Origin of the sequence: Glutamicibacter sp. NPDC087344, assembly GCF_044744225.1 — a bacterium.
Taxonomy (GTDB): domain Bacteria; phylum Actinomycetota; class Actinomycetes; order Actinomycetales; family Micrococcaceae; genus Glutamicibacter.
On record NZ_JBIUXY010000005.1, the window covers coordinates 48,089 to 73,550 of the forward strand.

24 protein-coding genes and 2 tRNA genes are annotated in these 25,462 nt (G+C 56.3%); 4 read left to right on the forward strand and 22 right to left on the reverse strand.

Annotated elements, in window-relative coordinates; translation table 11 throughout:
• Window positions 1-45 precede the first annotated feature (45 nt).
• The 4 genes from ACIOWL_RS10120 to ACIOWL_RS10135 form a co-directional block, all read right to left on the reverse strand.
• A complete protein-coding gene (locus ACIOWL_RS10120) occupies window positions 46-495 on the reverse strand; it encodes a hypothetical protein (RefSeq protein ID WP_400384358.1) in 450 nt (149 codons plus the stop codon).
• 157 nt (window positions 496-652) lie between these two features.
• Complete coding sequence (locus ACIOWL_RS10125; protein ID WP_400384360.1) at window positions 653-895, reverse strand: YbdD/YjiX family protein; 243 nt, start codon at window positions 893-895, stop codon at window positions 653-655.
• The gene (locus ACIOWL_RS10130; RefSeq protein ID WP_400384363.1) at window positions 847-3,132 is read right to left on the reverse strand and encodes a carbon starvation CstA family protein; all 2,286 of its coding nucleotides are present in this window, start codon (window positions 3,130-3,132) and stop codon (window positions 847-849) included. Before ACIOWL_RS10130 ends, ACIOWL_RS10125 begins: the two co-directional genes overlap by 49 nt.
• 60 nt (window positions 3,133-3,192) lie before the next feature.
• Entirely contained in the window at window positions 3,193-4,170 is a 978-nt protein-coding gene (locus ACIOWL_RS10135) for an NAD(P)H-quinone oxidoreductase (protein ID WP_400385090.1), read from the reverse strand.
• Window positions 4,171-4,232: 62 nt separating this feature from the next.
• Between ACIOWL_RS10135 and ACIOWL_RS10140 the strand changes: the two genes are divergently transcribed.
• Window positions 4,233-4,320, forward strand: a tRNA-Ser gene (locus tag ACIOWL_RS10140).
• A gap of 97 nt (window positions 4,321-4,417) precedes the next feature.
• On the opposite strand, the gene ACIOWL_RS10145 is transcribed toward ACIOWL_RS10140, so the two are convergent.
• On the reverse strand, window positions 4,418-6,451 hold the full coding sequence (locus tag ACIOWL_RS10145; protein WP_400384366.1) for an FAD/NAD(P)-binding protein: 2,034 nt from the start codon (window positions 6,449-6,451) through the stop codon (window positions 4,418-4,420).
• Between the two features lie 57 nt (window positions 6,452-6,508).
• On the opposite strand from ACIOWL_RS10145, the gene ACIOWL_RS10150 reads away from it, so the two are divergent.
• The 3 genes from ACIOWL_RS10150 (at window position 6,509) to ACIOWL_RS10160 (ending at window position 9,958) form a co-directional block, all read left to right on the forward strand.
• Window positions 6,509-8,599: a prolyl oligopeptidase family protein gene (locus ACIOWL_RS10150; protein ID WP_400384368.1), complete on the forward strand. Its 2,091-nt coding sequence runs from the start codon at window positions 6,509-6,511 to the stop codon at window positions 8,597-8,599.
• Window positions 8,600-8,662: 63 nt separating this feature from the next.
• A tRNA-Ser gene (locus ACIOWL_RS10155) sits at window positions 8,663-8,751 on the forward strand.
• Window positions 8,752-8,851: 100 nt separating this feature from the next.
• Window positions 8,852-9,958, forward strand: coding sequence for a tyrosine-type recombinase/integrase (locus ACIOWL_RS10160; protein ID WP_400384370.1), 1,107 nt, complete (start codon window positions 8,852-8,854; stop codon window positions 9,956-9,958).
• A 51-nt stretch (window positions 9,959-10,009) separates the two neighbouring features.
• Here ACIOWL_RS10160 and ACIOWL_RS10165 read toward each other — a convergent pair whose 3' ends face one another.
• The 17 genes from ACIOWL_RS10165 to ACIOWL_RS10245 all read right to left on the reverse strand — a co-directional run bounded on the left by ACIOWL_RS10165 (window position 10,010) and on the right by ACIOWL_RS10245 (window position 25,457).
• Entirely contained in the window at window positions 10,010-10,255 is a 246-nt protein-coding gene (locus tag ACIOWL_RS10165) for a hypothetical protein (RefSeq protein WP_400384373.1), read from the reverse strand.
• A gap of 11 nt (window positions 10,256-10,266) precedes the next feature.
• Window positions 10,267-10,983 carry a peptidoglycan DD-metalloendopeptidase family protein gene (locus ACIOWL_RS10170; protein WP_400384374.1) on the reverse strand — a complete coding sequence of 239 codons (717 nt, stop codon included), beginning with the start codon at window positions 10,981-10,983 and terminating at the stop codon, window positions 10,267-10,269.
• Between the two features lie 71 nt (window positions 10,984-11,054).
• Entirely contained in the window at window positions 11,055-11,513 is a 459-nt protein-coding gene (locus ACIOWL_RS10175; RefSeq protein ID WP_400384377.1) for a hypothetical protein, read from the reverse strand.
• Between the two features lie 69 nt (window positions 11,514-11,582).
• Window positions 11,583-11,879 carry a hypothetical protein gene (locus tag ACIOWL_RS10180; RefSeq protein ID WP_400384379.1) on the reverse strand — a complete coding sequence of 99 codons (297 nt, stop codon included), beginning with the start codon at window positions 11,877-11,879 and terminating at the stop codon, window positions 11,583-11,585.
• Window positions 11,880-12,176: 297 nt separating this feature from the next.
• A complete protein-coding gene (locus ACIOWL_RS10185) occupies window positions 12,177-13,127 on the reverse strand; it encodes a capsular polysaccharide synthesis protein (protein WP_400384382.1) in 951 nt (316 codons plus the stop codon).
• Window positions 13,128-13,227: 100 nt separating this feature from the next.
• The gene (locus tag ACIOWL_RS10190; protein WP_400384384.1) at window positions 13,228-14,526 is read right to left on the reverse strand and encodes a polysaccharide pyruvyl transferase family protein; all 1,299 of its coding nucleotides are present in this window, start codon (window positions 14,524-14,526) and stop codon (window positions 13,228-13,230) included.
• A gap of 47 nt (window positions 14,527-14,573) precedes the next feature.
• Window positions 14,574-16,778, reverse strand: coding sequence for a hypothetical protein (locus ACIOWL_RS10195; RefSeq protein ID WP_400384387.1), 2,205 nt, complete (start codon window positions 16,776-16,778; stop codon window positions 14,574-14,576).
• A 10-nt stretch (window positions 16,779-16,788) separates the two neighbouring features.
• Window positions 16,789-18,600, reverse strand: coding sequence for a phosphodiester glycosidase family protein (locus tag ACIOWL_RS10200; RefSeq protein WP_400384390.1), 1,812 nt, complete (start codon window positions 18,598-18,600; stop codon window positions 16,789-16,791).
• A 39-nt stretch (window positions 18,601-18,639) separates the two neighbouring features.
• Window positions 18,640-18,792: a hypothetical protein gene (locus ACIOWL_RS10205; protein WP_400384393.1), complete on the reverse strand. Its 153-nt coding sequence runs from the start codon at window positions 18,790-18,792 to the stop codon at window positions 18,640-18,642.
• A gap of 63 nt (window positions 18,793-18,855) precedes the next feature.
• Window positions 18,856-19,326: a hypothetical protein gene (locus ACIOWL_RS10210; protein ID WP_400384396.1), complete on the reverse strand. Its 471-nt coding sequence runs from the start codon at window positions 19,324-19,326 to the stop codon at window positions 18,856-18,858.
• A gap of 248 nt (window positions 19,327-19,574) precedes the next feature.
• On the reverse strand, window positions 19,575-20,570 hold the full coding sequence (locus tag ACIOWL_RS10215) for a hypothetical protein (protein WP_400384399.1): 996 nt from the start codon (window positions 20,568-20,570) through the stop codon (window positions 19,575-19,577).
• Window positions 20,571-20,662: 92 nt separating this feature from the next.
• Window positions 20,663-21,412, reverse strand: coding sequence for a hypothetical protein (locus tag ACIOWL_RS10220; protein WP_400384401.1), 750 nt, complete (start codon window positions 21,410-21,412; stop codon window positions 20,663-20,665).
• A 9-nt stretch (window positions 21,413-21,421) separates the two neighbouring features.
• Window positions 21,422-23,377 (reverse strand): phage tail tape measure protein, encoded by a 1,956-nt coding sequence (locus ACIOWL_RS10225; protein ID WP_400384404.1) that lies wholly within the window; start codon window positions 23,375-23,377, stop codon window positions 21,422-21,424.
• A 278-nt stretch (window positions 23,378-23,655) separates the two neighbouring features.
• Window positions 23,656-24,114, reverse strand: coding sequence for a hypothetical protein (locus ACIOWL_RS10230; RefSeq protein WP_400384406.1), 459 nt, complete (start codon window positions 24,112-24,114; stop codon window positions 23,656-23,658).
• Window positions 24,115-24,184: 70 nt separating this feature from the next.
• Window positions 24,185-24,649, reverse strand: coding sequence for a phage tail tube protein (locus ACIOWL_RS10235; RefSeq protein ID WP_400384408.1), 465 nt, complete (start codon window positions 24,647-24,649; stop codon window positions 24,185-24,187).
• 2 nt (window positions 24,650-24,651) lie between these two features.
• Window positions 24,652-25,107, reverse strand: coding sequence for a minor capsid protein (locus ACIOWL_RS10240; RefSeq protein ID WP_400384410.1), 456 nt, complete (start codon window positions 25,105-25,107; stop codon window positions 24,652-24,654).
• Entirely contained in the window at window positions 25,107-25,457 is a 351-nt protein-coding gene (locus ACIOWL_RS10245; RefSeq protein WP_400384413.1) for a minor capsid protein, read from the reverse strand. The genes ACIOWL_RS10240 and ACIOWL_RS10245 overlap by 1 nt, the downstream gene beginning before the upstream one ends.
• Window positions 25,458-25,462: the final 5 nt, after the last annotated feature.

Genomic DNA, 25,462 nt, shown 5'->3' on the forward strand with positions numbered 1-25,462 from the left:
TTCAACAACCGCTTCAGACGTATCGAACGATTTCGTAAAGTTTCGTTACTCAAGAGTTCTAAGCAACTGGGCCGCCTTGTTGACGTCCTCTTTGACGATCTGGGCGCGGTGCTCCACCGAAAGGATATTGATCGGGGCACCAGCTTCGGCCTGCATCCGCATCATGGCAATCACCTGGGCCGTGGTGGCTAAATCATTAGCCGATTTTGTCAACGAGCGATGCACGCTGGCGGTAGCCTGCGGGATGACTTCGTCCTCGCTAGGTGTCAATCGCTGAGCATCCGCACACAGCTGACGGACAAGTGGTAGCAGTTCAGCCATGTCGTTGGCGGGCTTCACCAGCTGGTTGTAGATCTCAACGTCACCGACACCCTCGAGCACTTGGAAAACACGGTCCAAGGATCGAGTGAACCGGTCGTGGGCGCGACGCCACACGCCTTCGCCCAATTCGCGGTTTGCCGCACGCTGGGCCCGCAAACGCGAGAAGAATGCCATGGTTCTACTTTGCAGGTTGTCGTTTCAAGTTGCTACCAGCCTACCGGGCGGTTTAGCTAGAGGTGGAATTCACAAGTTACACCTCCTGGCCGCATCAGGCAGGTGCGTATGGGCGCCCGCAAAAGCGGACGCCCATTCACTGTGCTGGCAGTCGGTCTCAGCAGCAGCGACCCTGCGGATTGTTATCCTGCCAAGCCGCGTAATCCTTCCAGAAAGCACGCTCTGTCATCGGCACCTGACCCGGATGAGTCCGTGCGTGATGTTCGAGGTAGTGCTGGTACTTGTCTGCCCCCAGCACTCCGTCGACGAATCGCTTCGCCCGACTCAATTGTTCACGTAGGCCAGCCACAACTAGTGTCCGCCTCGGTGAATTTGATGCTCGGGGGCAACGTTTTTCCATGCTGCAGCCAACTCTTTCTCAGCAGGGCTGGAAATCAGGCCCGACGGTGCATAGATTTTGGACTCGATCACCGGATCTTCGGTGTTTTCTCCACCGCCGTTAATCTTTGCCTTGATAGTGACGATAATCGCGGCGGCAATCACGATCGCGGCAAGCACCAAGAAGATCACCGACAGCCAGCCCTGCACACCGGTATTACGGACAACGGCTTCCATGGCCTCAACGCTCTTGGCTGAGCCCAGCGAGGTTTCGCCGGCCGCCAATGCTTCCTTGTAGGCATTGTGGTTGGCGAAGTAACCTACCTTCACATCCGTCGAGAAGATCTTCTGCCAGCTGGCCACGAAGGTCACGACAACCGCGAAGGCCAACGGAAGCGCCACCACCCACAGATACTTGAATTGGTTGCGTTTGGCCATGATGGCCATGACCACCGCCAGGGCAATAGCTGCCAGCAGCTGGTTGGAGATACCGAATAGCGGGAAGAACGTATTGATACCGCCCAACGGGTCGGTCACACCAAGGATCAAAATGTATCCCCAGCCAGCAACCATGATCGCCGTACACACCCACACACCCGGACGCCATGAATTGTCCTTGAACTTCGGGATGAAGTTGCCAATGGTGTCCTGCAGCATGAAGCGGGCAACACGGGTCCCGGCGTCAACAGCGGTCAGGATGAACAGCGCCTCAAACATGATGGCGAAGTGGTACCAGAATCCCATCATCGCCGTGCCGCCAAACCACTGGTGCATGATGTGGGCGATACCCACTGCCAAGGTTGGGGCGCCACCGGTGCGGGAGACCACATTGTTTTCGCCCACGTTGTTCGCCAGTTCGGTCAGCGTGCTTGGTTCCAGGCTCACCCCGGCTAGCCCTAGGGAGTTCACGAAAGCCACTGCTGTTTCCACGGTGCCTCCGGTGGCCGCCGAGGAAGCGTTCATGGCGAAGTACACACCACGATCAATTGAAATCGCGGCAACCAACGCCATGATTGCCACCATGGACTCCATCAGCATTCCGCCGTAACCCAAGAAACGGGTCTGCTTTTCCTTCTCAACCAGCTTCGGGGTTGTTCCGGAAGCAATCAACGCGTGGAACCCGGAGAGCGCTCCGCAGGCAATCGTCACAAAAAGGAACGGGAACAGATGCCCCGAGACCACCGGCCCATCACTACGCGAAGCGAACTCGGAGACGGCAGGAACACTGATATCCGGCTGAACCACCAGAATTGCCACGGCCAGCAGCAGGATCACACCGATCTTCATGAAGGTCGACAGGTAGTCGCGTGGGGCCAGCAGCAACCACACCGGCAGTACCGCAGCGATAAAACCGTAGACAATGATGGCCCACGCAATGGTGGTTCGATCAAGGTGGAAAAACTCGGCGCCCCACGGCGACTCGGCGATCCAGCGTCCGGAAATGATGGCGAACATCAGCAGGACAAATCCGATGATCGAGACTTCCAGCACCTTACCCGGGCGGATAAAGCGCAGGTAGATACCCATGAACAGTGCAATTGGAATCGTCAAGCCAACCGAGTAGACACCCCAGGCCGATTCGCCCAAGGCGTTGACAACCACAAGTGCCAAAATCGCGGTAATGATAATCATGATTGCCAGGGTGGCGATCAGGGCCGCGGTGCCGCCGATCAAACCCAATTCCTCGCGCGCCATCTGACCCAGTGAACGACCGCCGCGGCGCATCGAGAAGAACATCACCAGGTAGTCCTGGACCGCTCCGGCCAGCACCACGCCTACGATGATCCAGATGGTCCCCGGCAGGTAACCCATCTGCGCGGCCAGAATCGGACCGACCAGCGGACCGGCTCCGGCAATCGCCGCGAAGTGATGGCCAAACAGCACCCGCCGGTCGGTGGGCACATAATCCCGGCCGTTGTTGATACTCTCGGCCGGGGTGGCGCGGAAATCATCGGGTTTGGCAATTTTGCGCTCGATGAATTTCGAGTAAAAGCGGTACGCGATCAGATACGTCGCCACCGCGGCGAAGACAAACCAAATGGCGTTGATGGTCTCCCCGCGGGAGAAGGCCAGGATGGACCAGGCGACGCCGCCGATCACGGCGATGGCAACCCATAGTGCAATACGCAGCGGGGTCCATTTCCGTTCTTCTTTTTCAGCAACTTCCGGATCAACACCGGCTGGGGGCAGGGTGTTTTGGGTACTCACTCGGAGCAACCTCCTCAGATGGGACAAGTGATGATCGCAACCTGTCGCCATGGCGCAGGTCACGGTTTTGGCGTTACGCCTGCCACTCTACGCCCACCCGATGGGGAAAAATCAAACTTCTACGACAATTTTTCCGATATGAACTCCCGAGTCGAAATATTCATGGGCACTAGCCAGCTCGGAAAAACTAAAAGTCTTACTAACATTCAGTTCAAGTTTGCCCGCCCTCAGCAGCGGGAGCACATGCTTCACTGTTTGCGCAATGATTTCGGATTTTTCGGCCAACGGACGGGCGCGCAGGGTTGTCCCGATAACCCTGGCGCGTTTAGCCAGCAGCAGTCCGAGGTTGAGCTCCGCTTTAGCACCTTGTTGCAACCCGATCACCACCAGTCGTCCCCCGACGGCGAGCGCTTTGAGGTTAAGTTGCAGATACTTCGCACCCACAACATCCAGGATCAGGTCGACACCTCGGCCTGAGGTCAGCTCTCGGACACGTTCAGCAATGTCCTCGTCTTCGTAGTTGATTCCTGCGTCGGCACCTAGTTCGGTGCAGTAGTCCAGTTTCTCGGGTGAGGACGCGGTGACGTAAACGGTCGCCCCGGCGGCTTTGGCCAGCTGGATCGCCATGGAACCAATCCCCCCGGCGCCACCGTGGATGAGCAGGCTCTGACCTTCACGCAGCTCGCCTTCCACAAACAGGTTGGAAACCACTGTTGCGGCGACTTCTGGAAGAGCCGCCGCGTCGGTGAAGGCGAGGTTCTCCGGGATCCGAATCAGCAGCTGGGCATCAACGTTGACGTACTGCGCATAACCGCCACCAGCTAACAGGGCCGCAACCCGGTCCCCTACCTGCCAACCGGTTACTCCATCGCCCACGGAGGCAATGGTTCCGGCGACTTCCAGCCCGGGGATGTCGCTGGCGCCTGGTGGTGGCGGATATACACCTCTGCGCTGTTGCACGTCGGCCCGGTTGAGTCCGAAGGCCGCGGTTTTGATCAGCACTTGCCCTGGTTCGACCGCAGGGATTTGGCGTTGCTGCCTTTCGATCACTTCCGGGCCACCGGCCTCACGGTAAATGTAGGCGTTCATAACGTCGTTCATGGGTGTCGATTCCTTTCCTTGGCTGTTCATGCCGTATAGTTTTTGGGGTTGGATGGTTGTCCGAGCGGCCGAAGGAGCTGGTCTTGAAAACCAGTGTGCGGTAACCCCGTACCAAGAGTTCGAATCTCTTACCATCCGCGGTGATAAAAACCTCCGGTTCTCGGTTCTCCGAGTCCCGGAGGTTTTTTTGTGTTTCGGCAAGGCCCTTGTCCGCCCAAGGGCACTACGGCCGCAGCTACAGGCCTGCCTCATCCGTGGTGGGTTGCAGCTGCAGTTCGTTGTAGGGCAGTCCTATCAGTCGGGCAACCTCATTGGCGACATATTGGGCATCTTGCAGGGTTCTGGCAGCGGGATTCTCCACCGGGCCGGCCTGAGCCGCGATGGCAGTTCCCCACTGCGCGGAGGACAGCTGAAGGCCCAAGACGAAGATGCCCCGATGTGCCAGTCCCTCCCCGTTGACCAGCCGGTAAGGTTCTCCCACCACGTCGAAGCCGCTACCCGGCAGGACTTCGCCCTCGGCGTTGTTCCAGGTGTGCACCCGCGCAACGTGTTCGGTGAGCAGCTGGCTGATCAGCGGAGTGTCATTTTGCAATACCCGGTTCGCGGGCATCATCGCCTCACAGAGGGTACGAGCCGTATAAACTTCGGCATCAACCCACGGCGAGGATGCGGTGAACAGCCCGTCGACCTCATTAAAACCGAAGTCGGGTTCCGGACCCACAAAGCTGACCAAACCGGCTCGCGAGAGCGCAAGCAACTGTTCGATACGTTGCAGCGGCGGGCCTGAGGACAGGCCTTCGACGAGCGGTTCAAAATGCGCTTGGACTTCTTCGATGCGTGATTGCTGATCAAGAATTCCCTTCACCACCAGATCCTTGATGACCATCCGTCCCAGGTTCATGGTCATGATGGCCCGAGATAGCGGATCGTCCAGCCCCTTTGCGCTATGCCGAGCGTTGTCCTGCATGTAGTTGCGCACTGCCTGCTGGTATTCCGCAGCGGAGCCGAATCCCATCTGGTCGAAGGGTTTAGCTAGTGACGGCACATCCAGCCATTCGAGATCCGGGAACCCGGCAATAAATTCGCGTAGCTCCCCCAACCACACCTGATTGCCTTCGTGGTGTTCGGACTCCAAGATGTTTTCGAGGCGGAGGATGAATTCGGCGGCGGGTATCTCCCACCGATGCTCGCAGGCCACCGCACATTGGCGGTAGTAGGCAAACATGATGTCGCGATGAAGATTCGGCCAGATATGGCGGGAGAAAATCAGCGTTGCGTCGGGATTGGCGGCGCGAGCCTCGGCCAGTTGGCCGATGAGTTGCTCGGCGTCAAAGTAGCGGAGGTTGATCTCATCCGGGATAAATTGGTCAACGACAGGTTTGCCCCAGTACGGGGCCCCGCGGCGTGATGCCACAATGAGATGGGGTTCGCGCCCGGAGGCAATGTACTCGATTCGAGCACCCGGTTCGTCGCTGATGTCACGGAAAATTCCGCCACGGCCCACGGTCAGTTCCACCATGCCGTCGAAGAAGTTCAGCCCGAGTCCACGGATTAGTACCGGCTGCCCCGCAACGAATTGCGAATAGTCCAGGTCGGCTGGAACGTTCGGCGGTATATAGGTGGCCCCTGCCTGAACGGCCGAACGTTGAAGTTGCTTCTGCCAGGGATTCAATTCGGCGCTCTGGTGCCCAAGGGCGAGCACCACACCATCAGCCTCAAGGTCTTCGGGTGCGGTTTGCGGGGTTGCGGTGCGGTTGAACTGCACACGGTACCCGTTGGCCTCTGGGCGTACCGCCAGTACTTCCCCCTGCACATAGGAGATCTCAAAACTCGGGTGCGCCTCCAAAACCGCGACGCTACGGTCATACACATGTTCCAGGTATTCCCCATACAGGGAGCGGGCAGGATAACTTCCGTCCGTGATCTCGTGAAGCAAAGCCAGGTGGGCTTCACTCATCTTTTTGCCGTCACCCCGGGCCGCTACAAACTGAGCGAAGCTCAGCCCTGGTTCGTTCTCCCGGCGCTCCGGTGCCACCGTGGGAAAGGAGGCAGGGGTATTCATCAGAAAATGATCCGGTTGCAACGGATTCCAGACGTGCCCTGAACCAGGACGGTAGGGATCAAAAACGCTCACCCGCACACGTGCCGACCCTTCGGGTAGGCGCTGGGCCAAGGCGGCCAGTCGTTCGAGGACGCTGGTGCCACGCGGTCCGGCGCCGACGATTGCAAGGCTGAACTCGTCTCGGGGTTTCTGCGTCAAGGTGCTCACACTCCTAGGGTATTACCCCTCCGGCGGTGGTGCCTCACCGGGCCTTAGACTGTGAGCATGACTGACCGTGCCGCTACTGCTGACCACCGCCCTGATGACTACACCTGGCTCGAGGGAATTCACGACGAAACCGCCCTGGATTGGGTCCGTGAACAAACCGAGCGAACCGAAGCCGAACTCTACGACCAGGATTTCGCCAGCACGGTTCAGCGGCTCAAGACCGTGTTGGATTCCGTGGACCGCATTCCCATGGTCACCAAACGCGGGGAGTATTACTACAATTTCTGGCGGGATGCCGAGCATCGTTTGGGTGTGTGGCGTCGCACTACCTGGGATTCGTACCTCGCTACGTCACCGGTGTGGGAAACCCTCCTTGATCTCGACGCCTATGCCGTGGCTGAGGGCGGCGACTGGCATTTCGCCGGGTCCCAACTCCTGCGCCCCGCTGACGGCCAGCCGCATCGCCGTGCGCTGATCCGGCTGAGCCCAGATGGAGGGGATCAGGTGCGGGTCCGGGAGTTCGATTTGGACGGCCTCACCTTTCCAGAAGACGGATTCGACCTGGCGGTGGCGAAAACCAATGTTTCTTGGATCGATGCGGATACCTTGCTGGTCGGATCGGCAACAACCAAAGAAAACACCACCAGATCCACCTACGCCAGCACCCTGCGCAGGCTTGAACGTGGCGCAACGCTGGAAACAGCACCCACCATCTATGAGGTCGACCGTGAGCATGTAGCGGCGTTCGGCTACTTCGATTCCACCCCGGGTTTCCAACGAATCGTCACCACCGATGCCATCGATTTTTACAATTCGCGTACCGGAGTGCTGCGCGACGGACAGCACCACATCATCGATGTGCCTACCGATGTGGAGGTCAGCCTGCACCGCCAGTGGCTGCTATTGGCTCCGCAAACCAGTTGGAGCCATCAGGGGCAACTGATTCCTGCAGGTTCCCTGGCGTTGGCGAAACTGGATTCGTTTGTGAACGACGGTTCCATCGAACGCCTCTTGTTCACCCCGGATGCAAGCACCTCGCTTCAGTCGCTGAGTTTCACGGCAGACTTCCTGCTGCTCACGGTGCTAAAGGATGTTGCTGCGGAAGTACGCGTCATTGAGCTGACCAAAAATTTTGATCAAACCACTCTGCCGCTCGAAGACCCGATGCTCAGTGTTTCGGTCGCCGCGGTGGACGATGAAGACCTCGAACATCCAAATGACTACTGGATGACGGTTACCGGATTCACCACACCCACCACGTTGCTGCGAGGCACCGTGGGCGGGGCAAACCAGCTCGTCAAAAAATCTCCCGAACGGTTCGAGGCCACTGATTTTGAAGTAACCCAGCATTTCGCCCGCTCGGTCGACGGAACCCGCGTACCGTATTTCCAGGTCGCGGCACGTGACCTGCCTCTGGATGGCAAGAACCCGGTGCTCATGGACGGCTACGGTGGTTTCCAGCACAGCATGACGCCAGGTTACGCGCCGGCCATGGGTACGGGCTGGCTCAGCCGGAAGAACACGGATGGGCGTCGTCCGGTCTATGTCATGACCAACATTCGAGGAGGTGGAGAATACGGTCCTGACTGGCACCGTGCCGCGCTACGGGAGAAACGCCACCGTGCCTACGAAGATTTCGCGGCTATCGCAAAAGACCTTGTTGCCCGTGGGGTGACCCAGCGATCCCACCTTGCCGCTACGGGACGTTCAAATGGCGGGCTTCTCATGGGAAACATGATCACCGGCTACCCAACACTGTTCGGGGCAATCTCTTGTGGTGTGCCGTTGCTGGATATGCAGCGTTATACGCACTTGGCAGCCGGCCACTCGTGGATTGCAGAGTATGGCGACCCGGATATTGAAGCGGACTGGAAGTTCCTCAAAACCTTTTCGCCGGTCCACCGGCTGACGGATCAGCCGCATCCCCAGGATGACTATCCGGCCTGGCTCATCTGGACAACTACCTCAGATGACCGGGTGGGGCCCTCGCAGGCTCGGGTGATGGCCGCCAAGATGATGGAGCTGGGTATTGCCAATGTGAGGTATCACGAGCCCGACGGAGGAGGCCACGCCGGTTCAACAGATAACGAGTCGACCGCAAAAATGTTGGCAACAAGTTACGAATTTCTGTGGCGTCAGGTCAGATAGATCTCTCGTTTTGGAACAGACGGCTATCTTCGGGTAGGCTTAATTCTGCTGGAAACAGCGGATGGACACGTGCCAGAGCGGCCGAATGGACTTCACTGCTAATGAAGGGTCGGGGTTAAACTCGACCGGGGGTTCAAATCCCCCCGTGTCCGCCGAGAAACCCCTACTCAGGTAGGGGTTTTCTTTTTGTGGTGGTCATGGAATTAACTATTTTGGTCATGAACTGTCGGCTGAGTAATTCACACTATTCACATGGCAAGCCTCGACAAATACCAAACCCCCTCCGGAGACACCAAACACCGCGTCCGATGGATCACCAACGGCACCCGCGAATCCCAATCGTTCAACACCGAAAAAGACGCGCTTCAATGGAAAGCAATCATTGAAGCCGCGGGCGGTGACACTGCCCGCGCCGTCGAATCCATCGAGAACCAAATCGAGCACGGCCCCACGGTCACTGAACTCCTGATACGGCACATCGACCAACTCACCGACGTTGGCGACTACCAACTGAGCCGGTACCGCAAATCCCTCAGCCAGCACTTCGCCGGCGACTTCGGTGCCATGAAGATCCGCCGCGTCACCTCCGAGCACATTGTGGACTGGCAACGCTATATGGCCAGCAAAAGCCTGCAAGCAAAAACCATTGCAAACCACCGCGGCCTGCTATCCGCCGCCTTCTCCACCGGGATCAGACTCCGCATCATCGACCACAACCCCTGCGCCGGAGTACGCCTCCCCAAAGACAACAGACCCACCGAACAGATGCAGATCATCCCAATCGACCAATGGAACGACCTCATGGGCGTCATGCACGAGCACTACGTCCCGTTCTCTCGGATGCTCCTCTACTCTGGGGCCCGGTTCGGAGAACTCACCGCCGTGCAGAAACCAGACTTCGGACACGTTGGCGCCACGTCCGTCCTGCGCATCACCAAAGCGTGGAAGGAAGATGATAATTACAAGTTCTATCTCGGAGCGCCTAAGACCCGGAAGGGCAAACGGTCAGTCTCATTGTCGCGCCAGGCAGACAAAATCATGCTTCCATTGCTCGCGAACCGCGGGGATGATGAATTGGTGTTCAAGACCGTGTTCGGCCGTCAGATTCGCTCCTCCGCCTATCACAAGATCTGGGGGCAAGCATGGACAGACCTCGGGGTGCCGAAAGAACGCCGACCGCGGCCCCATGACATCAGGCATACGCACGCGTCAATGATGTTAGCCGCCGGCATGGACATGTATGAGCTGTCTCGGCGTCTAGGTCACGAATCAGTGAAAACAACGGTGGACAGGTACAGCCATCTGGTTGAGGGCGCACACGCCCGAGGCGCGTCGATAGCTGACGCAGCGTTTGGATGACTTAACGAAAGAAATCCGCCCCACCCTCAACCGAGGGTGGGGCGGTCCCGTTTATTCTGCTGGGGGTTCGACGTTGTTACGTGCCAGCGTGGCTGCGACAAGTCCGACAACACCCATTAGGATGCCGACGAGCCAGCCGAGCGTATCGACAAACTCGGTGATCTGCTCCCGGGTAATGACACCGAAAGTGATTAAGCCGGCCAGCGCTACGGCCAGCACCACAATCGCCACGGTGTAGATGGTCTTACGGTTGGTCCAGGCGCTAAGGCCTGTCCCTTTTGCTTCGTACTTGCCCATGGTGGTTTCTCCTAGAGTCCTAGTCGTTTCTGGGTGATGGGTCCGGCGATGCCGTCTTGCACGAGGCCGGTACGCTTCTGGAAGTCTTTGACGTTCGCTTGAGTCTGCGCGCCGAAGTCGTTGTCTACGATCTGTTTGGTGTACCCCTGCTTGCGTAGAGCGGCCTGCACTTCGCCGACGGTGCTGTTGCGTGATCCTTTGCGGACGGTGGTGTATTTCGGCGCGCTGGGCTTGCTGGTGTTGCCGGCTGGTTTGATGGTTACTTTGGCCGGCGCGCTACCTGGGGTGAGGCTGTAACGTTGGAATAGGATGCGCGGGTTGAAATGCGAGGTCAGGTTGTCGTTAGACCACGTTTCAAGGTGCAGGTGTGGTCCGGTGACGACACCTGTTTGGCCGACTTCGCCGATCTTCTGCCCCTGCACAACAGTGTCGCCGACGCTGACGTCTACCTCGGATAGGTGCCCGTAGTACTGGCACGCGTCATCGGTGTTCTTGATCAGAATGTGATTGCCGGACTTCACGCCCTTCCACAACCGAGTGTCGCCGTTGAAGCTATCCTTACGCACCGAAATGACCCTGCCACCAAACGCAGCCACAACATCAGTGCCAACCGGTGCAGCAATATCAATGCCAGCATGCGACGTAACCCGGCCAGTCACCGGGTGCTTACGGTTCTTCGACCACTCAGACGACACACGCCCAGCGACCGGGCTAATCATCGTGCCCATAATTCCTCCTAGGTATACGAAAGCCCCGCCACACACCGTGGCAGGGCAAAAAATAATGGACCAGCGAGCAGCTAGTCCTTGATGTACTGATTAGTCAGCTTGCCGACGTCCTTAACAAGCTGCTCCTGTGCTTTATCCGACTCCTTGGCGACCACGATGTGTTCATCCAACTTCTCGGTCGTTTCAGCAAGCTTGTAGGCAGTCTCCTTCAAGTTGTTCTCGATACGGCTAACTGCGTCTTTCAGAGACCCTCCATGGTTCGGGGTGACCTCATGGTGGATTCGTTCAGTCTTCTCCTCCAGCGTCAAAATTCTTGCTGCCATCCCTGGCTCTGCGTGCTGAACAATCTGCCCTGAGCGGTCTTTCTTCTCAGGCTTCCCATTCCACTGGTCCAGAAAAGCAGCGAGCTCCTTGAGTCGCGCCCAGATCACTTTCACCGGTTTCCAGAAGAATGCCGTAAGCACAAGCAACACTGCGATGGTCCCCATCCAACCATTCGGACCACCAAAAAATTCAGGTATTACAGGCATAGGTTCCTTCGGGGTCGGCACGATTACAAGGCAAGGGCTCATCTATCGCGGGCCAAGAGATCTGATCCATCAGGCTTTCAACCTCCACGGGTCCAGAGCATCAGCAAGTTTCTCATCCATCTCATCAGCCCAAGTAAGAACCTGTTGAGCGTCAGCAAGTCGCCCAGCTCTTTCCCCAGCCCACCTGCATGCAAGCCCGACGGCCCACAGCGTGATGGCAAGGATTGAGTCAAAGCCTCGAAGGAAGCACCAGACCTGCAACATCAGCGCAACGTAGATTGTCACCGTGCCTATATTGGACCAGGCACGTTCAGCCAGACAGATACTGTCTTGACGACAGATGCGACGTACGGTTTTTTTAGTCATTTTTTACTCCAATAGAGATCACGATGTATCACTCAAGGATTAGGTACGCCGGGAGCTTCGGTTTCTTTTGCCAGGCCCTGTCCATTTGATCTTGCCACTTCCCGTTTTCGGTCTTGGTGAATACTGCTCGCTCCTGGTCGAGTACATCAGACCCGACAGGGATAGCTTCTAACTCGGATGAATCGCTAATCTCTACAAATTTCAATGGTTTATCCTTCCTGTTGTCCACCAAGTAGTTTCTTCCGGATACGACTAAGGCCCCCACCATTGGTGAGGGCCTAGCCAAATATCTACAATTTAGATAGTGGTCATATAGTGCGCGACCGTATCCTTCGTAACTAGCTCCGGAGGATTCTTATAAGTGAGCTTATGAACAAAGCTACCGTCAAGCAACGATGAAACATCGACTTCTGATCGCTGACGCAACATAGCTCGATTTACCGCCCGAGGATCAACCCCAAGATTCGGAATACGATCCGCATACGCCCTAAACCGATCATCCATCCGGTACAACTGCAACCAGATCTGATGCATATAGTAGTAAGTTATCGGGCGGTCATAAACACTCCAATATAAGCGCATAGCATCTCGCATCATGCAGGCTATGTAGCTATGCGGACGACTAGCCATGAACCAACTAGAAATCACACCAGGACTCCCCTTGCCGAAAGCGAAGAAGCCACTTTCGTTAGTCATGGATTCAAACTTTCCTAGTGCGCTCTCTGTCGAAAAGCATGTCGCATCCGACCATATACCGCCATGCTCAGCAAGTAATTCAACACGCAACAGATCGGAGAAAGCAGTCCTGTATTTTTTTCCGATTTCCCATATCCTGTCTGGAAAATTGACCCATTCGTGAGCGTTCGAGTCATCTATAAGAACTACATTTTCACGCCCGTGGTGCGCAATCGTGGATCGTAGAGCAGACTGGACAATAGGCGGAGCGGCATCAAACCCTTGACCCCAGTACATGAAGACCTTGGGGTTCTGGAAATCTTCACCAAATTTGCTTGACTCGTTGTAAGCATTTCTAGTGAAATCAGCCAACCTGATGCGAAGCATTGCTCGTATCGCTCGACGTTCAGGAAACGCCCTGGGTGTCTTATTGAGCATTTCCCAGTCAGCTACTGAAGCGTCTGGGTCTAAGTCAAGTCCTTCACTGTAGAACGCTTTCGCCGCTTCGAAGTCATGCTGCTTCTCCGCTTGTTTACCAAGCTTGAACTTCTGCCGAGCGTTAGTCGAGCTCAACTTACCCCCTATGTGAGATTTAAACCTTGTACCCAAACGTTGAGTCTGTCCTGACATACAAGATGGCCCCCACGAATAGCGGAGGCCATCTCGATCAAACCTAGACCGTGGCCAGGGACGAACTAGCCTTAGACAAAGCGTCGCGCAGCTTCTGGTTTTCGGCCTTCAGCTTCCGTACCTCAATAGCTTGAGTGCGCTGATGTGAAAGTCGGTAGCGTTCGTTGACGCTCATGCTAGCCCAGTCAGTTCCCTGTGCAGGTGGAAGAGCGACCTCAGTCAAAGAAGCTTCGTAGGATGCACGAGCTTTTTCTTCGCCTTCGTCAAAGATCGTCTTGATACCGTTTTCGTTCAAGAACCACTTAACCTTGTTAACGCGAGCAGAATGCCCAGCGTTGAACTTGGTAAAATCAGCACGCTCAACAACCTCATCAAGACTCTTGACGTTCTTCACTTCAGATGGTTTGAAATGAGGAATCTCGTGGTACTCAACAAGTTCCTGTGTGCGGGAATCATGAGCAAACACTACAGATGGAGTGCCCGCCAGAATTGGCACGATGTTCCCGTGGATGCGAGGACCGAAACTGAAATCGAAATCCTTCATGCGCCGAATCCATGTGGAGGCATCCAGGAAGAACTCTGCCTTATCCGAAGCGAACTGATTGTGCGATGAATAGAGTGGCAACCTCTGATCACGCTTAGGCTTTTGCTTGTCCAGACCCCAAAGCATCATTTCCATGGTTGCTAGATCCTGCGGGAAGTAAGTTGCGTCGTGATTGCGCTCAACCTCGGAGATCAATTCTCCCAAAAGGTCTTTGGACGTTTCAATGTTGTAAGCAATCCTGTAGCTGTCCTTTTCAGCCAGCTGCGGAACAGTATGACCAGGTCCGTTGGTGGTCAGGGAAGGGCAGCCGATCACCATTACGTCTGTGAATCCAAGGCTACGAATGTACTCTGCACTTCGCTCCCCACGCACAGTGATGTGCGATGACTTGCGCAGTACAGCTTTGCAGAATGCTTTGATGGTAGGTTCCATCGGCTTCAGGTGGTCGAATGATCCGTTGTGAGACTGAGCCCCACCCGAAAGCATCACCGTTGGAATGGTGAGCTTGTCAATGAACTGAGTTATCTTTTTCAGTTGACCTTCGAAGGTCGGACGGAAAGCATTTGCAAGAGGAAGGACGAACATGTCGTATTCGTCGCTAGCTTTCGCAGCGAGCGCTTCGCTCCATCCGAACATGCGTGTTCCAATGGAAACGCCCTCAGCAGATAGAAGCTTGTGTGTGGCTGACGCAAAGATCAGATTACCGTTGTTACTTCCGATCAAGTTTGTGTCGAAAGTTTCATGAGCTGAGTACGCATCGAATGGCGATTTACCGGCTCTAATTAGGATTCGAGTCATGTTGAAGAGTATACCCAACAAGCGCCCCAGGTCTGGGGCGCTTGTGGTTAGCTAACTACGTTACCGGTCGCAATAACGTTGCTTCCTGCAATTTGAGTTGGGCTAGAGCTTCCACCGCCGACACTATTGCCCATCACCGTGCCATTTGAAGAACCCGAATTGACTAGGATTCCGGGCAGTGAACCACCTGCAACAAGCGTGTTACCGTTCACGCTGAATCCGTTGCAGTCTGTTAGGTTGATCGACTGCGTACCTGTGTCGTTTGTGTCAACAGCAGTCACAGACAGTGTGTTTACGCGTCGAGCCTGCAAAGCCCTCACACGCCCCTTTACGGTGTCGCCAAGTAGCTTTACGTTCTTTGTATCCTCTACGAGGAGCGCGTTCATGCCGGCTGTTGTGGAAACACATTCGTAGAAGTTGTGACTAACTTTGACGTGTTCACCAACAACTGTTGTGAAGTTGTTGCCGAAGTTTTTGAACTGCACATAACCACGATCCAAAGCTGCTCCGCTGAATCCATAGAATTCATTGTGTGAAACTTCGATGTCCCTATATGGTTGAGCCGAAATTTGCACGACCGGATTGGCTGTTTCGCTCGGTTCATTGTTCGCGTTTGACAGCGTTCCCCGGTCATAGGAATAGAAGCCGATTGCGATATGCGCAGCTGGGGTTGTCAGTGTCCACGTGTTGTACATAATTTTCACGTTTCGGGCTCCCGTGAAATGTATGTCCCCTGGCAGTTCGCTTGTTACATCAAATAGTGGGTCCACAATATTGTTGTACATGAACCGCACATTTTCGAAGTATGCACCCTCGCGTCGTGCATGAGAACCTAGTGGTTTCGGTGCGGGGTACTTCGTTGCTCCGATGGTCAGTGGTAGGAAGTTGCAGTTCTTGACTGTGACTCCAACTGTTGGGAGCCCGGACCATGAGCCAGCAGAGTCCGGAGCGCTTGCGGCGCCGGCGGCACTGATGTCCATCTGGATACATTCGGCGCGTAGATTATTACCAGTTCTTCCCAATGTTGAACCCAGGAAATCACACCACTCGAAATTGATGTTTCGGCAACCTCCAAGATCAACAGTGTGACCCTGTCCTTGCATGCCGTAAAAGACACAATGCTTGAACGTAACGTTTTCCGCATGATTTCCGGCAAAAGCACACGCGTCTCGGTTGATTGCTAAGTCTCCGAAGAATGTAATTCCTTCGAAGACTACATTCCTAACCCCGGAACCATAACCGCGGGCTCCCATACTTTTTCCGGAAAAAATTGCGTAGTTAGCATCACCAACGTTTTTCTTTCCAATACGGGCTCCATATCCACTGACCTTCAAATTAGAATGACGAGGTTCCAGTGGGACGATTTGGGACCACCAAAACGTATTTCCAGCTGGGAAGAGCAGTGTGCCGCCCCCGTTATCTGCGATGACGTCAAGCGCGGCCATGACAGCTTCGCGGTCATCAGTGTTGCCCAGGCCACCGACAGCCCCATAGTCCATGACATTGACAGTTAATTCTCCGCGCTTTGGATATCGAGCATCTCCGCTGGCGAAAGTAATTTCACCCGGGCTGCCGGGTAATCCTTGCGGCCCACGTTCTCCGCTGTCTCCCTTGTCTCCTTTCGCTCCACGGACGTTCCCAGCCGAAAATGATTCACCATTGCGCTTTTTGAGAATCAGCTCATTCCCCACAACCTCGCCCTCTGATACCGTCTCATCGGCTGCATCCCGCGCGGCCTGTGCATCCTGCGCCGCGGCGGCAGCTGCGGCTTCTGCCTGCGGAATGCCATACCCCGGTGTGGACGGAACAGGAGCAAGGTTGGTCAGGTCTAGTCCGTTTTCGGCTGCGCTCTTCGGTACGGCAATACTGTACGACTCGATCAGCTTCCCATCCAATGATTTGACAGTGACTCGCCAAGTCCAGTCCTTCACAGAAATGATGTCGTCGTCAGTCGCCATCAGACGCACGCCCTCATGCGACGGGCGCAGGTGGTCGTCAGGGTCTGCGGTGCATAGAATGCCACGTGAGTCCACCACTCCACGCACCACCTCAGGCAAAGAAACACCACGATAGAACGTCGTCGGCCCACCCGTAGCTGCAGGGGCCGGAACCTTGACAACCTCGGGAACGAACTCCACTGCGAACCGACCTGGCACCGCTTCACGATCAACCACCGGGTTTGGTCCGTCCACGGTGCCGACCAGTAGCCTGGCAGTTATCGGGACAGTGGTGATGTTCGATGGAAAATCCAAAACAGCCTCCTTAGAAAGCGGCGTAAGTAGCGCCGTCAAGATCAACTGACGGCGCCGAAGCGGAAAGATTGATACTCATCTGTCCGTAGGCTCGAATCTGTAGCTTGGCAGTTCCAGAAACCGATCCGAGTGGTACTGTGAGGAAGGACCCGGAACCAACGTCCTTCTTGGGTCGCGCCTTGTCAGGGACTGATCCGACGATGATCCATGTGTTAGCAGGCCAATTCCCTCCACCTGCGGGGACAAGCGATCCGGACAAGCTCACCGTTCCTGACCGCACAACAGCGCCGGGCATGTAGACACCCAGGTTTGGCCCTGTCACAGTGGTGTCCAACTTCAACGGTTCAATTCCCTGTGTCCGTGACGAATCCGGGGCTTGGGTGCAGCGGGCGAAAATAGTTCCCATGTCACCGGCTGTACGCAATGCAGCCGAATCAGAGGAAGGATGCGTGGTGTAACCGTCGTAGATGGTCTGAACTGACCCACCGCCATCCAGCATGATGGCGTTGTAGCATCCCTCACTTGCAGCCAACGCACTAATGTCGTTGCCGCCGATTCCCACGTTGTCCGCAGAAACGCCCACGGTGCTGATCAGCAAGATGTCCCCAGTCGCAGTATGTCCGAGGATCTGACGCCCAGACTTAGCCGAGGCTGAAACTAAGGAGGTGAAATCCACCTTGCCGTTGGTCCCGTTTAGTGACTCGATGTCTTGGGCGATGCCGTTGTGGACGAGCAGTGGCCCAAACCCGAAGGTTTCCACGACTCCGTCAGCCAGGACGCTTGCGCCGGTCCATCCTTCCTCGACCTTGTACCCGGCCATGGTTCCGTCTGATCGCACACCTAAGGCGTGCATGCCTCGTTGGGTCAGCTCAAAGTCCCGGTACATGACGCCGTCTTTGATCTGCAGCCCACGCAGCATGTACTTCGTTGGCCGGTCTAGTGTGTCCCAGCCAGACGCGTTGAAGAGAATGTCAGCGCCATGTTTAGCTGCGAAAACCTGGGGTGCTTCCGCCACATCAGGGCCAGCTTTGAAGTTGTCGCCGCCGGGTGAAGTGAGATGGAAATCTTTCGCATATTCTTTGTGCAGAATCCCCGGGCGGAATCGGCCGTTGCAGCGTACGCGGATTACCTCGTATCGGCTGTTCTTCGCCGCATCGTACTTATAGGTGATGTTGGCGGTAGGCATGAACGTTTCGGAATTCACCGAAGCTTTGGTTACCGCTTCATCAAACGCGTCCTTGAGAGGGTTTCCACCTGCGGTGCCCAATAGCCAGTCTGCGATGGTCTGCTGTTGTGGCTCAGTGCCTAATGCGTTGTATCCTGAGGGGCCCGTTAGATCCTGAACAAGAACCCAGTCACTGTTGGCGGTGGCGGCGTTCCACGATCCTGCACGGAACGCGTAAAGACGGCCAGTGTTTGTGTCCAACCACTTCATTCCAACATGAGGCATCAGCGGTGGTTCGGTGGACTGCCAGACCAGTGAAGGGTTAGTTCCTCGGTTGGCAATCAGCTTGGAAATGATCCCGCCACCTCGCGGAACAGATACCCGCCAGTTTGGAAAATCAACGATTGTGCGTGCGTCTGAAGATGGCCCAAGCATGCGGATCTGCAATGTGTACCATCCAGCGTCCACCATGTCCTCGGTTGCAGCCAGGTTCGCTTGAAAGTACCCCGTAGCATCAGGCGTAATCACGGTTGGGTAAGACGGATATAGCCCGCCACCGGAGGTGTTCGCCGCGTTGAGCGTGAAAATCAGCTCGGGCTCCTTGTGAGCCAGAGACAAAGACGTGAGGTCACTGAGACGACCAGTTACTAGTGGCATTCTGCCCCCATCTATTTAGGCATGAAAAAACCCACCGGGTTATTCGGTGGGTTGGGTTGCTAATGCGAGCTCTGCATTCGCCTGGGAGAGCGCGAATTGACTGTCAGCTAACGCTTGTCGGAACTCTTTGAGTTGATGCATGAGGATGAAATTTTGCCGTCGAAGATCCGCGACTTCTTCTAGGTCTGCCATGTGTCGGTTCCTTGAATTAATATGTGCCTATGCGCTCAAGATTCTTTGCCTTGAGTCAGATAACTAAATCCGCCACAACCGGCCGGCGCTGTCGATGTGCACGTTGGCGGTTGCGCCTGCCTTCGTGGCCGCGGCAATAGTGACGCTAGCTCCGTTGAGCTGAATCCCTTCGCTGTGCGTTATGAGCAGCCCGAACGTGTTCGACGCGGCGATTGATCCATTGGAGAAATTGATCTGGCCACCGTTTGCTGGCTCAATTTCCAAGTTTCCAGCTTTGATCTTTCCACCGCTAGTGATGTTCAAGTCGTTCTTGATCGTTGTCACACCCTCAACCGAAAGGGTTCCTTTCGTTGACATGGCGCCAGTGACGTCAAGCTTCCCAGACACTGTGGTGTTTCCTTCAATATCAAGGGTTCCGGTGATCGTTGTGTCTCCACCAATTTCAGTTTCGCCATCGAGAGTGGTGGGGCCAGTCACGACCAGCTCCCCCGTGATCGACGTGTTTCCGCTGATCGTTGTGGTTCCGGTGACCACCAGTGGACCTGTGATGCCGGTTGACCCGCTCAAGTTGATCGTCCCTGAAGCATTCAACGTGCCCGAGATACTGGCCGTTCCAGAGACACTCAGCAGCCCCTCGATAACGACCTGAGAGCCGTCAAGCCACCGTGTACGACCACGCTCCACAGCTGCGGACGATAGTGGCGTCTGAGTCCCGTAGGTGGCCTTCTGCGACTTCTCCCGAGCAACCCTGTTACGAGTCAAGTAATCCCGACGTGCCACAGCTACCCGCCCTTCTCAAAGAATTCCAGCGTCACCCACGGACCAGCAATACTTCCCGAGTATTTCAAAACCACCCATTCGCGCCAGCCCGCAACAAAATATGGGCTATTGCGGATGTACCAGCGCAAGACCATGCCAGGTCGCAACTGCGAAACGGACATGGCATCTGACGACAGATCGAGCTGACACCTCAATGCCCTGGTCGTCCCATTGCGCTGGACAAGTTCGGACGCTGCAGCGTCATACAGTTGCGAGCCGGCCTTGATGTTCTTGAACTGCTCGATCCGTTCCATCTGCGGATACTCCGAAATGACAGATGATTGGGACTCGCGCACCAGCATGTCCACACCGGACCCCTCGCCGACGGCGAAAACCTGAGTGGCCATGTCGCGGGCCGATGTCTTGATTCCCAGCCCGCGGGCTCCGGAGTCATCTGCTGAGTAGTTGATCTCCACGGTGGAAGCTGTCAGGTCGCCACATCGCATGACCCATTCGACTGTGCCGTTGCTGGTCCATCGAGGCCTGAAGTCGAGGTCGGGTCCATCGGACAGGTCAGTTAGTTCCTGAATTGCCTCCATGGCCGTGTCAAGGTTGTACCCGTAGTAGGTGCGAGACTTTGTGCCCGAAGCGTCCGCGGGGAACACGATCGGAATGTCTCGGGCAGATCCAGTAGTAGCCAACTGCACAAGACGTTTGATCAGAGTTGTGTATCCAACGCTGGAATAAGTTTTTTTCCACTTCGCAATGGTCTCGTTTCGGGTCTCGCTAATTAGGCGCAAGGCGATGAGCGACCAAACCGCCGACTCGTAGGAGAGCGTGAGCGTCTTAGAATCTTCACTGTAATCCGCATCCCAGATGATCCCATCGTCCACGATCACACCGTCGTACTCGATCAGCACCGCTCGGGTGCCGGGGTACAAGTCATTCAGGCCGGCGACTTCCGCCACTGTCGGATCTGAAAGCTTCAGAGTCGCTTGGGCTGACGTTCCACCGTTCATCGACCCTCCCCAACCCGCATCGTTGACTGGGAGCAAGACCCGGTCACCCCAGGTTTTCGTAGAAACTGACCAGACCTTATACACGTGGCCTCCTACATGAAAGTGTCGAAAATGCTCAGGGTAGCTGTACCATTTCCGGTGGTGTTCGGTGAGATGCTGAACGCATCCCGCTGAAATGGTTCCACCTTGCCAAGCATGGCGGTGGACATCCCACCTCGGACAACGGCACCGTTCTTATACAGCCGGCCTTTGGCGAAGTCCACGGTGTGTGGGGCGCTGGAAGTCAGCGGTTCAGTGACGACCACACTCAGACCGGCCAATGTCAGCGTGTACCCGCCCGGGAAAGACCCTGCGACCGTCGCTACTGGACTGGCTGGATGATTACCCTGATGGAATGCCGCAACAGATTCATTCGGTTTTGCTACGAAGATGCGCTCTTCGCCGAACTTCTGTGGCCCGATGAACCGAATTTCCATCTGGAAGGTCAGCCAACGGCCTACGATGTTCCCGGGCTGAATCCGTCCTCGGCGGGCCACAGCATGCTGGATCTGGTTGAACTGGTCAACTGAGAACTTGCCCGGCTTGCGCAGGAGCGAGGTCAAATGTTGCCGGGCCATGAACGCGTCGCCCGGTGTCTTGGCAATGAGCCGGCCGTTGATGGTGACCAGCCGAGGCCCGTAATAGACCTCGGCGTCGTAGTCGCCGTTGGCCGATGGCCGGGGCTCCCCATTCGTTTTGGGTTCCGGTGTTTCAGACCAGCCTTCCATCGAGTTGATCCGCCACGAACCGTAGCGGTCCCGGCCGTGGAGGATCTGCCCGTCCAGGGTTACTGACTTGCTCACATGTTCTCCTTAGTCGAACAGAATGTCGGAGCCTTGCGCGCGCAGCTGGTCGTTGGCCCGGGATTTGAAGATCTGCCATGTTGTTTCGGGATCTTCTTGGCCCTCGATCGTCACGTTGAACGTATACCCACCAGATTCCATAGGCACAGTTGCGCCGGCCCCAGTAGGAACACCAACTTGCGGGTCAATGCCGTTCGCGATCATCCACGACACATCACCCAAAGTGGTACCGAGTGACGGCATGGACGCTTCGATACCGGATTCAAGTCCGTCCATGATCCATCCGCCAGCAGGAACCAACAGGCCAAGGTCGTACTGTTTCGGTCCCTTGTGATCCGCGATCCACGAACCGATACCGCCAACGAAATCCTTGACGCTCTCAAAACCTGCAGTCAGTCCGTCAAGGAATCCCCGAAGGATTTGCTTACCAGCGTCAAGCAGCAGGCTACCCATGTCGCCTAGGGCGGTCATGATGTTCCCGGGCAGGTCACGGAACCACTGCAAGGCGCCGTCAATGAAGCTTGAGATTCCTTCGGATGCCGAAGTCCAGATCCCTGAAAGGAAGTCGAGGAAACCTTGCCAGACACCGTTCCACCAGCCCATGAAACCGTTGATCACACCAGTGCACCAGTTGATGAATCCACCCCAAATTTGGGTGATCCAAGCAACCACTGAATCCCAGTTGGCGACCAGCAAAACGATTGCAGCGATGAGCGCGACGATGCCCAGAATAATCCACGTGATCGGATTAGCGAGTAGGGCAGCGTTCAAGAGCCACTGCACACCCGCCCACAGCATGATCGAACCGGCAAGTAGGCCAATGATACCCACAAGGGGTATCAGTACAGGTGCGAATTGGATCAGCAAATCAAGGACTGGCTGAATATACGGTAAGACCTGAGCCAGCGAATCGCCCAACTCGGTCATGATGCTGTTTTTGAACTCAGTCAGTGCAGCACCCGGCCCGGAGTGGATTTCGTCAGTGACTCGCTGCGCGGCACCGGCCACGTCGCCAAGGCCTCCGTCAAGGTTTGCCAGCTGATCGATGAACCCCGGGATTTCACCGGTGGACAGATCTTCCAGTGGGGTGCCAAATAATGCCAGGGCGGCTTGTGACTGTGCGGCCGGGTCTTTCATGTCCTGCAATCCAAGAATGATCTTCGCAAAGGCTTGCTCTGCCTGATCCCCGCCAGCAAGCAGGTCTTTAGTCATCTGCTCTTGACTCAGCCCCAAAGCCTTGTACGCTTCGCCGGATGACTTCGACATGTCGGTTGACCGGATCGTGAATTCTTTCAAGGCGTCACCGGTCTTGTCGATGCCGTACATGCCCTTAGCTGACGCGTCGGCCAGCATCGTCATTGCTGTCTCGCCGCTGATACCGAGCTGCTGGAAAAACGGCCCGTATTCGTCCGTGGCATCAATGATTTCTTCGCGGACGTTCTTTGGCACTTTTTGCAGAGTCGCAGTCAGAAGGTCGGCAGCTTCGGCGCCGTCCTTGGCCAGCCCGGTGGTGATCATCTGACCGATGACCTGTGAGACGCGGTCTGATTCAAGTTCAAAAACGCTGGCCATGTCCATGACAGTGCCGGTCATTTTCGCTATCTCGTCCTCGGTGGCAGTGCGCATCCCCTTGATGGAGGTGATGACACCAGCAGCCGCGGCGCCCGTGTCTGCCGCGCTTTCTCCGTAGCCCTTGGCGAATAGTGCCCCGGCCACGTTTCCGGCCTTCTGAGCTTCTTCCGACGCCGGGTCTAGGGTAGCGCGGACGGCGCGCACCGCAGTATCTTCACTGATCGCGTTTGCCATGCCAGCGGCCAATGCGGCACCAACGATCGCACCGCCTGCCATGGCCGCTTTGGCAAGCTTCGGTGACTTCATCTTGTTTTGCAGGCCGTCCAACGCTTTGTCGGCTGGCCCGGTGTCCAAACCGACGTATCCGACAAGTTCACCAATCGACAGTGCCATTTGGCCTCCTAGACTCTATCGGCCGCGAGACCTACCTGGCTGTTTGTTCTTCTCCGGAGGGTAGATTTTCACCCTGAGTCTTGAATGCTCGATCATGAACAGGCCAGCAACGCGAACGATCAACCATCGGTATGAGCGTTGCCGGAGTATGCCTGACTCAATGTCGATGCTGTAGAACTGGTGCAGATCCGACTCGATCAGAGCCCAATGCGTGAACAGGTCAACCCATTGCAACCCGGAGTTTGGTGGCTTGCCGTCCGGGTACTCGTATCGTTCGCTTAGGCCCGTTTCCGGGTTGTACCGGCCGCGGCCGTACGGGTCCGGGTCGCCGTTCGGCGCGCCGACCTGTTCGGCGCTTGTGCTTTTCCCCCGGAAGTCCAGAACCTGTCCGCGATTTCCTCGCCCTGGGTGGCGTGCAGGAGCGCATACATGGACGCGATGCGCATGTGCTCGAACGTGAGACCATCCTCAACCATTTCTTCCCACAGTCCGCCCGTGAGAACGTCACGAACCATGTCGTGTTCCTGCTGGTCGTTGAGGATCTGCATGTCGTCATCGTCGGGGACGAATTCTTGTTCCTTCTGCTTCGCTTGCTGTGCACGGAATGCCACGGATACGAAGCTATTGAATGCTAGACCGACTTCGGCGGTCACTGCCGGCACATGGTAGGTCTTGCCGTTGATTGGCAGGTCGTGGCCGGGCTTGATGATTTGGGAGAGGTCTTTGAGCTTGCCCATGGTTTGCTCCTTGTCGAGGTTGACCGGTAGGCGTGCACCTCGACGCGACACGCCTACCGGAGATTTGTGGTTAGCCGCCGGTTGGGACGGTGAAATCGTTCAGTGCGCCGCGGCCGGTGAGGGTGAGTGCGGCGGTGGTGAGGTCGGTTTTGGGTCCGCCGTTGGCCACGAACGTAACGTCAGCGATGCCCTGGTCGCCGGTGGTGGCGCCTTCTTGCCAGAACCGGGTATGCACAAGACCACCTTCGAGCACTTCGCGTGATGCGCTCTTGAGGATTTCCTGTCCAGGATCGGCAGCCATGCCGGCGCGCGGGGTTTTCAGGGTTGCTTCGCCGGTCCAGCTGATGCCGGTGGCGATCTGCGAACCCCAGTGGGTGCCGTCGAACTCGCTGTCATCTTCGAGGTTCTTCTCAGTCTGTGGTGGGGTGAACTCGGTAATGCCGTAGACGCGCGTCCAAATGGTGGGTGCGGTGCCGTCGGTGTAGGCAGCCACTTCCATGGCCCAGTCACCAAGCACGCCGGGAGTGATCGTCATGGTTAGTCCTTTCGGTGAGCGCCAGACCGTGTGATCTGGGCGTAGTAGTTCTGCGTGGATTCTTGACGGTTATTACTGTCGTTGGGGAGGTTGGCCCCGCTGTTGCGCCACATACGGACTATGGGGGTTCCGCCAATGGTGACGCGTTGCAGGTCGTGCAGCTGGTCGAACAACGCGTCGCTGGTATCTTTAACGAATCGTCGGTCATTGCGGGGGCCTCGGATACGGAACTGAATGCCTTGCACACTGTCCGTGGTGCCATCATCAGAGACGGGGTACAGGTTGATTGTGATTGCCCTGTCAGGTCCTGGTGATTGCCCCTCAGATCCTATGGGCGCTTGGTCCATAGTGACTGCGGTATCAGTGGTGGAGTACTTGCCAGTGGGTAGGTACTTGCCGATGCTGAGAGTATCTAGCAGTTCTGCGAGACCTGTCATGAAGTCGGTTTGGAAACCCATCAGAGTTCACCTCGTGTCACTTGCGCGACGATTTCAAGGATTGCGTCCTTTTCGGCGTTGAGCGCGTTCTCAAGAAACTTCGCTTCCCGGCCACCGTTATGCCGAAGTGTCATGTCCTCGTGCTGGACCGCGGCATATGGGGTGTCGTAAGAGATAGCGGCGCGTAGCTTGCCTCCGTCGTAGGAAACACTGCCAGAGTTCTCCAATGTGCCTTCTTCATGCGGCACCCGTTTGTTTGCTTCGCCGAGCACGTGTTCAGCAGCAAGCACCAAGCCGCGCTCCAACCCACCGCCGAGTATGGCCAGCGGGTTGCGTGTGGGTGGCTTGAACTTGAATGACGACGTGGCCACAAACG

Bases quoted from the DNA above. Each gene is read 5' to 3' on its own strand.
- ACIOWL_RS10125 (WP_400384360.1), bottom strand. From the start codon at position 895: ATGGAAAAACGTTGCCCCCGAGCATCAAATTCACCGAGGCGGACACTA.
- ACIOWL_RS10130 (WP_400384363.1), bottom strand. From the start codon at position 3,132: ATGGCGACAGGTTGCGATCATCACTTGTCCCATCTGAGGAGGTTGCTC.
- ACIOWL_RS10135 (WP_400385090.1), bottom strand. From the start codon at position 4,170: ATGAACGCCTACATTTACCGTGAGGCCGGTGGCCCGGAAGTGATCGAA.
- ACIOWL_RS10170 (WP_400384374.1), bottom strand. From the start codon at position 10,983: ATGGGCACGATGATTAGCCCGGTCGCTGGGCGTGTGTCGTCTGAGTGG.
- ACIOWL_RS10190 (WP_400384384.1), bottom strand. From the start codon at position 14,526: ATGACTCGAATCCTAATTAGAGCCGGTAAATCGCCATTCGATGCGTAC.
- ACIOWL_RS10225 (WP_400384404.1), bottom strand. From the start codon at position 23,377: ATGGCACTGTCGATTGGTGAACTTGTCGGATACGTCGGTTTGGACACC.
- ACIOWL_RS10205 (WP_400384393.1), bottom strand. From the start codon at position 18,792: ATGGCAGACCTAGAAGAAGTCGCGGATCTTCGACGGCAAAATTTCATC.
- ACIOWL_RS10235 (WP_400384408.1), bottom strand. From the start codon at position 24,649: ATGACGATCACTCCCGGCGTGCTTGGTGACTGGGCCATGGAAGTGGCT.
- ACIOWL_RS10165 (WP_400384373.1), bottom strand. From the start codon at position 10,255: ATGGGCAAGTACGAAGCAAAAGGGACAGGCCTTAGCGCCTGGACCAAC.
- ACIOWL_RS10215 (WP_400384399.1), bottom strand. From the start codon at position 20,570: ATGAACGGTGGAACGTCAGCCCAAGCGACTCTGAAGCTTTCAGATCCG.
- ACIOWL_RS10175 (WP_400384377.1), bottom strand. From the start codon at position 11,513: ATGCCTGTAATACCTGAATTTTTTGGTGGTCCGAATGGTTGGATGGGG.
- ACIOWL_RS10120 (WP_400384358.1), bottom strand. From the start codon at position 495: ATGGCATTCTTCTCGCGTTTGCGGGCCCAGCGTGCGGCAAACCGCGAA.
- ACIOWL_RS10230 (WP_400384406.1), bottom strand. From the start codon at position 24,114: ATGGGCAAGCTCAAAGACCTCTCCCAAATCATCAAGCCCGGCCACGAC.
- ACIOWL_RS10180 (WP_400384379.1), bottom strand. From the start codon at position 11,879: ATGACTAAAAAAACCGTACGTCGCATCTGTCGTCAAGACAGTATCTGT.
- ACIOWL_RS10160 (WP_400384370.1), top strand. From the start codon at position 8,852: ATGGCAAGCCTCGACAAATACCAAACCCCCTCCGGAGACACCAAACAC.
- ACIOWL_RS10240 (WP_400384410.1), bottom strand. From the start codon at position 25,107: ATGGGTTTCCAAACCGACTTCATGACAGGTCTCGCAGAACTGCTAGAT.
- ACIOWL_RS10150 (WP_400384368.1), top strand. From the start codon at position 6,509: ATGACTGACCGTGCCGCTACTGCTGACCACCGCCCTGATGACTACACC.
- ACIOWL_RS10200 (WP_400384390.1), bottom strand. From the start codon at position 18,600: ATGCCACTAGTAACTGGTCGTCTCAGTGACCTCACGTCTTTGTCTCTG.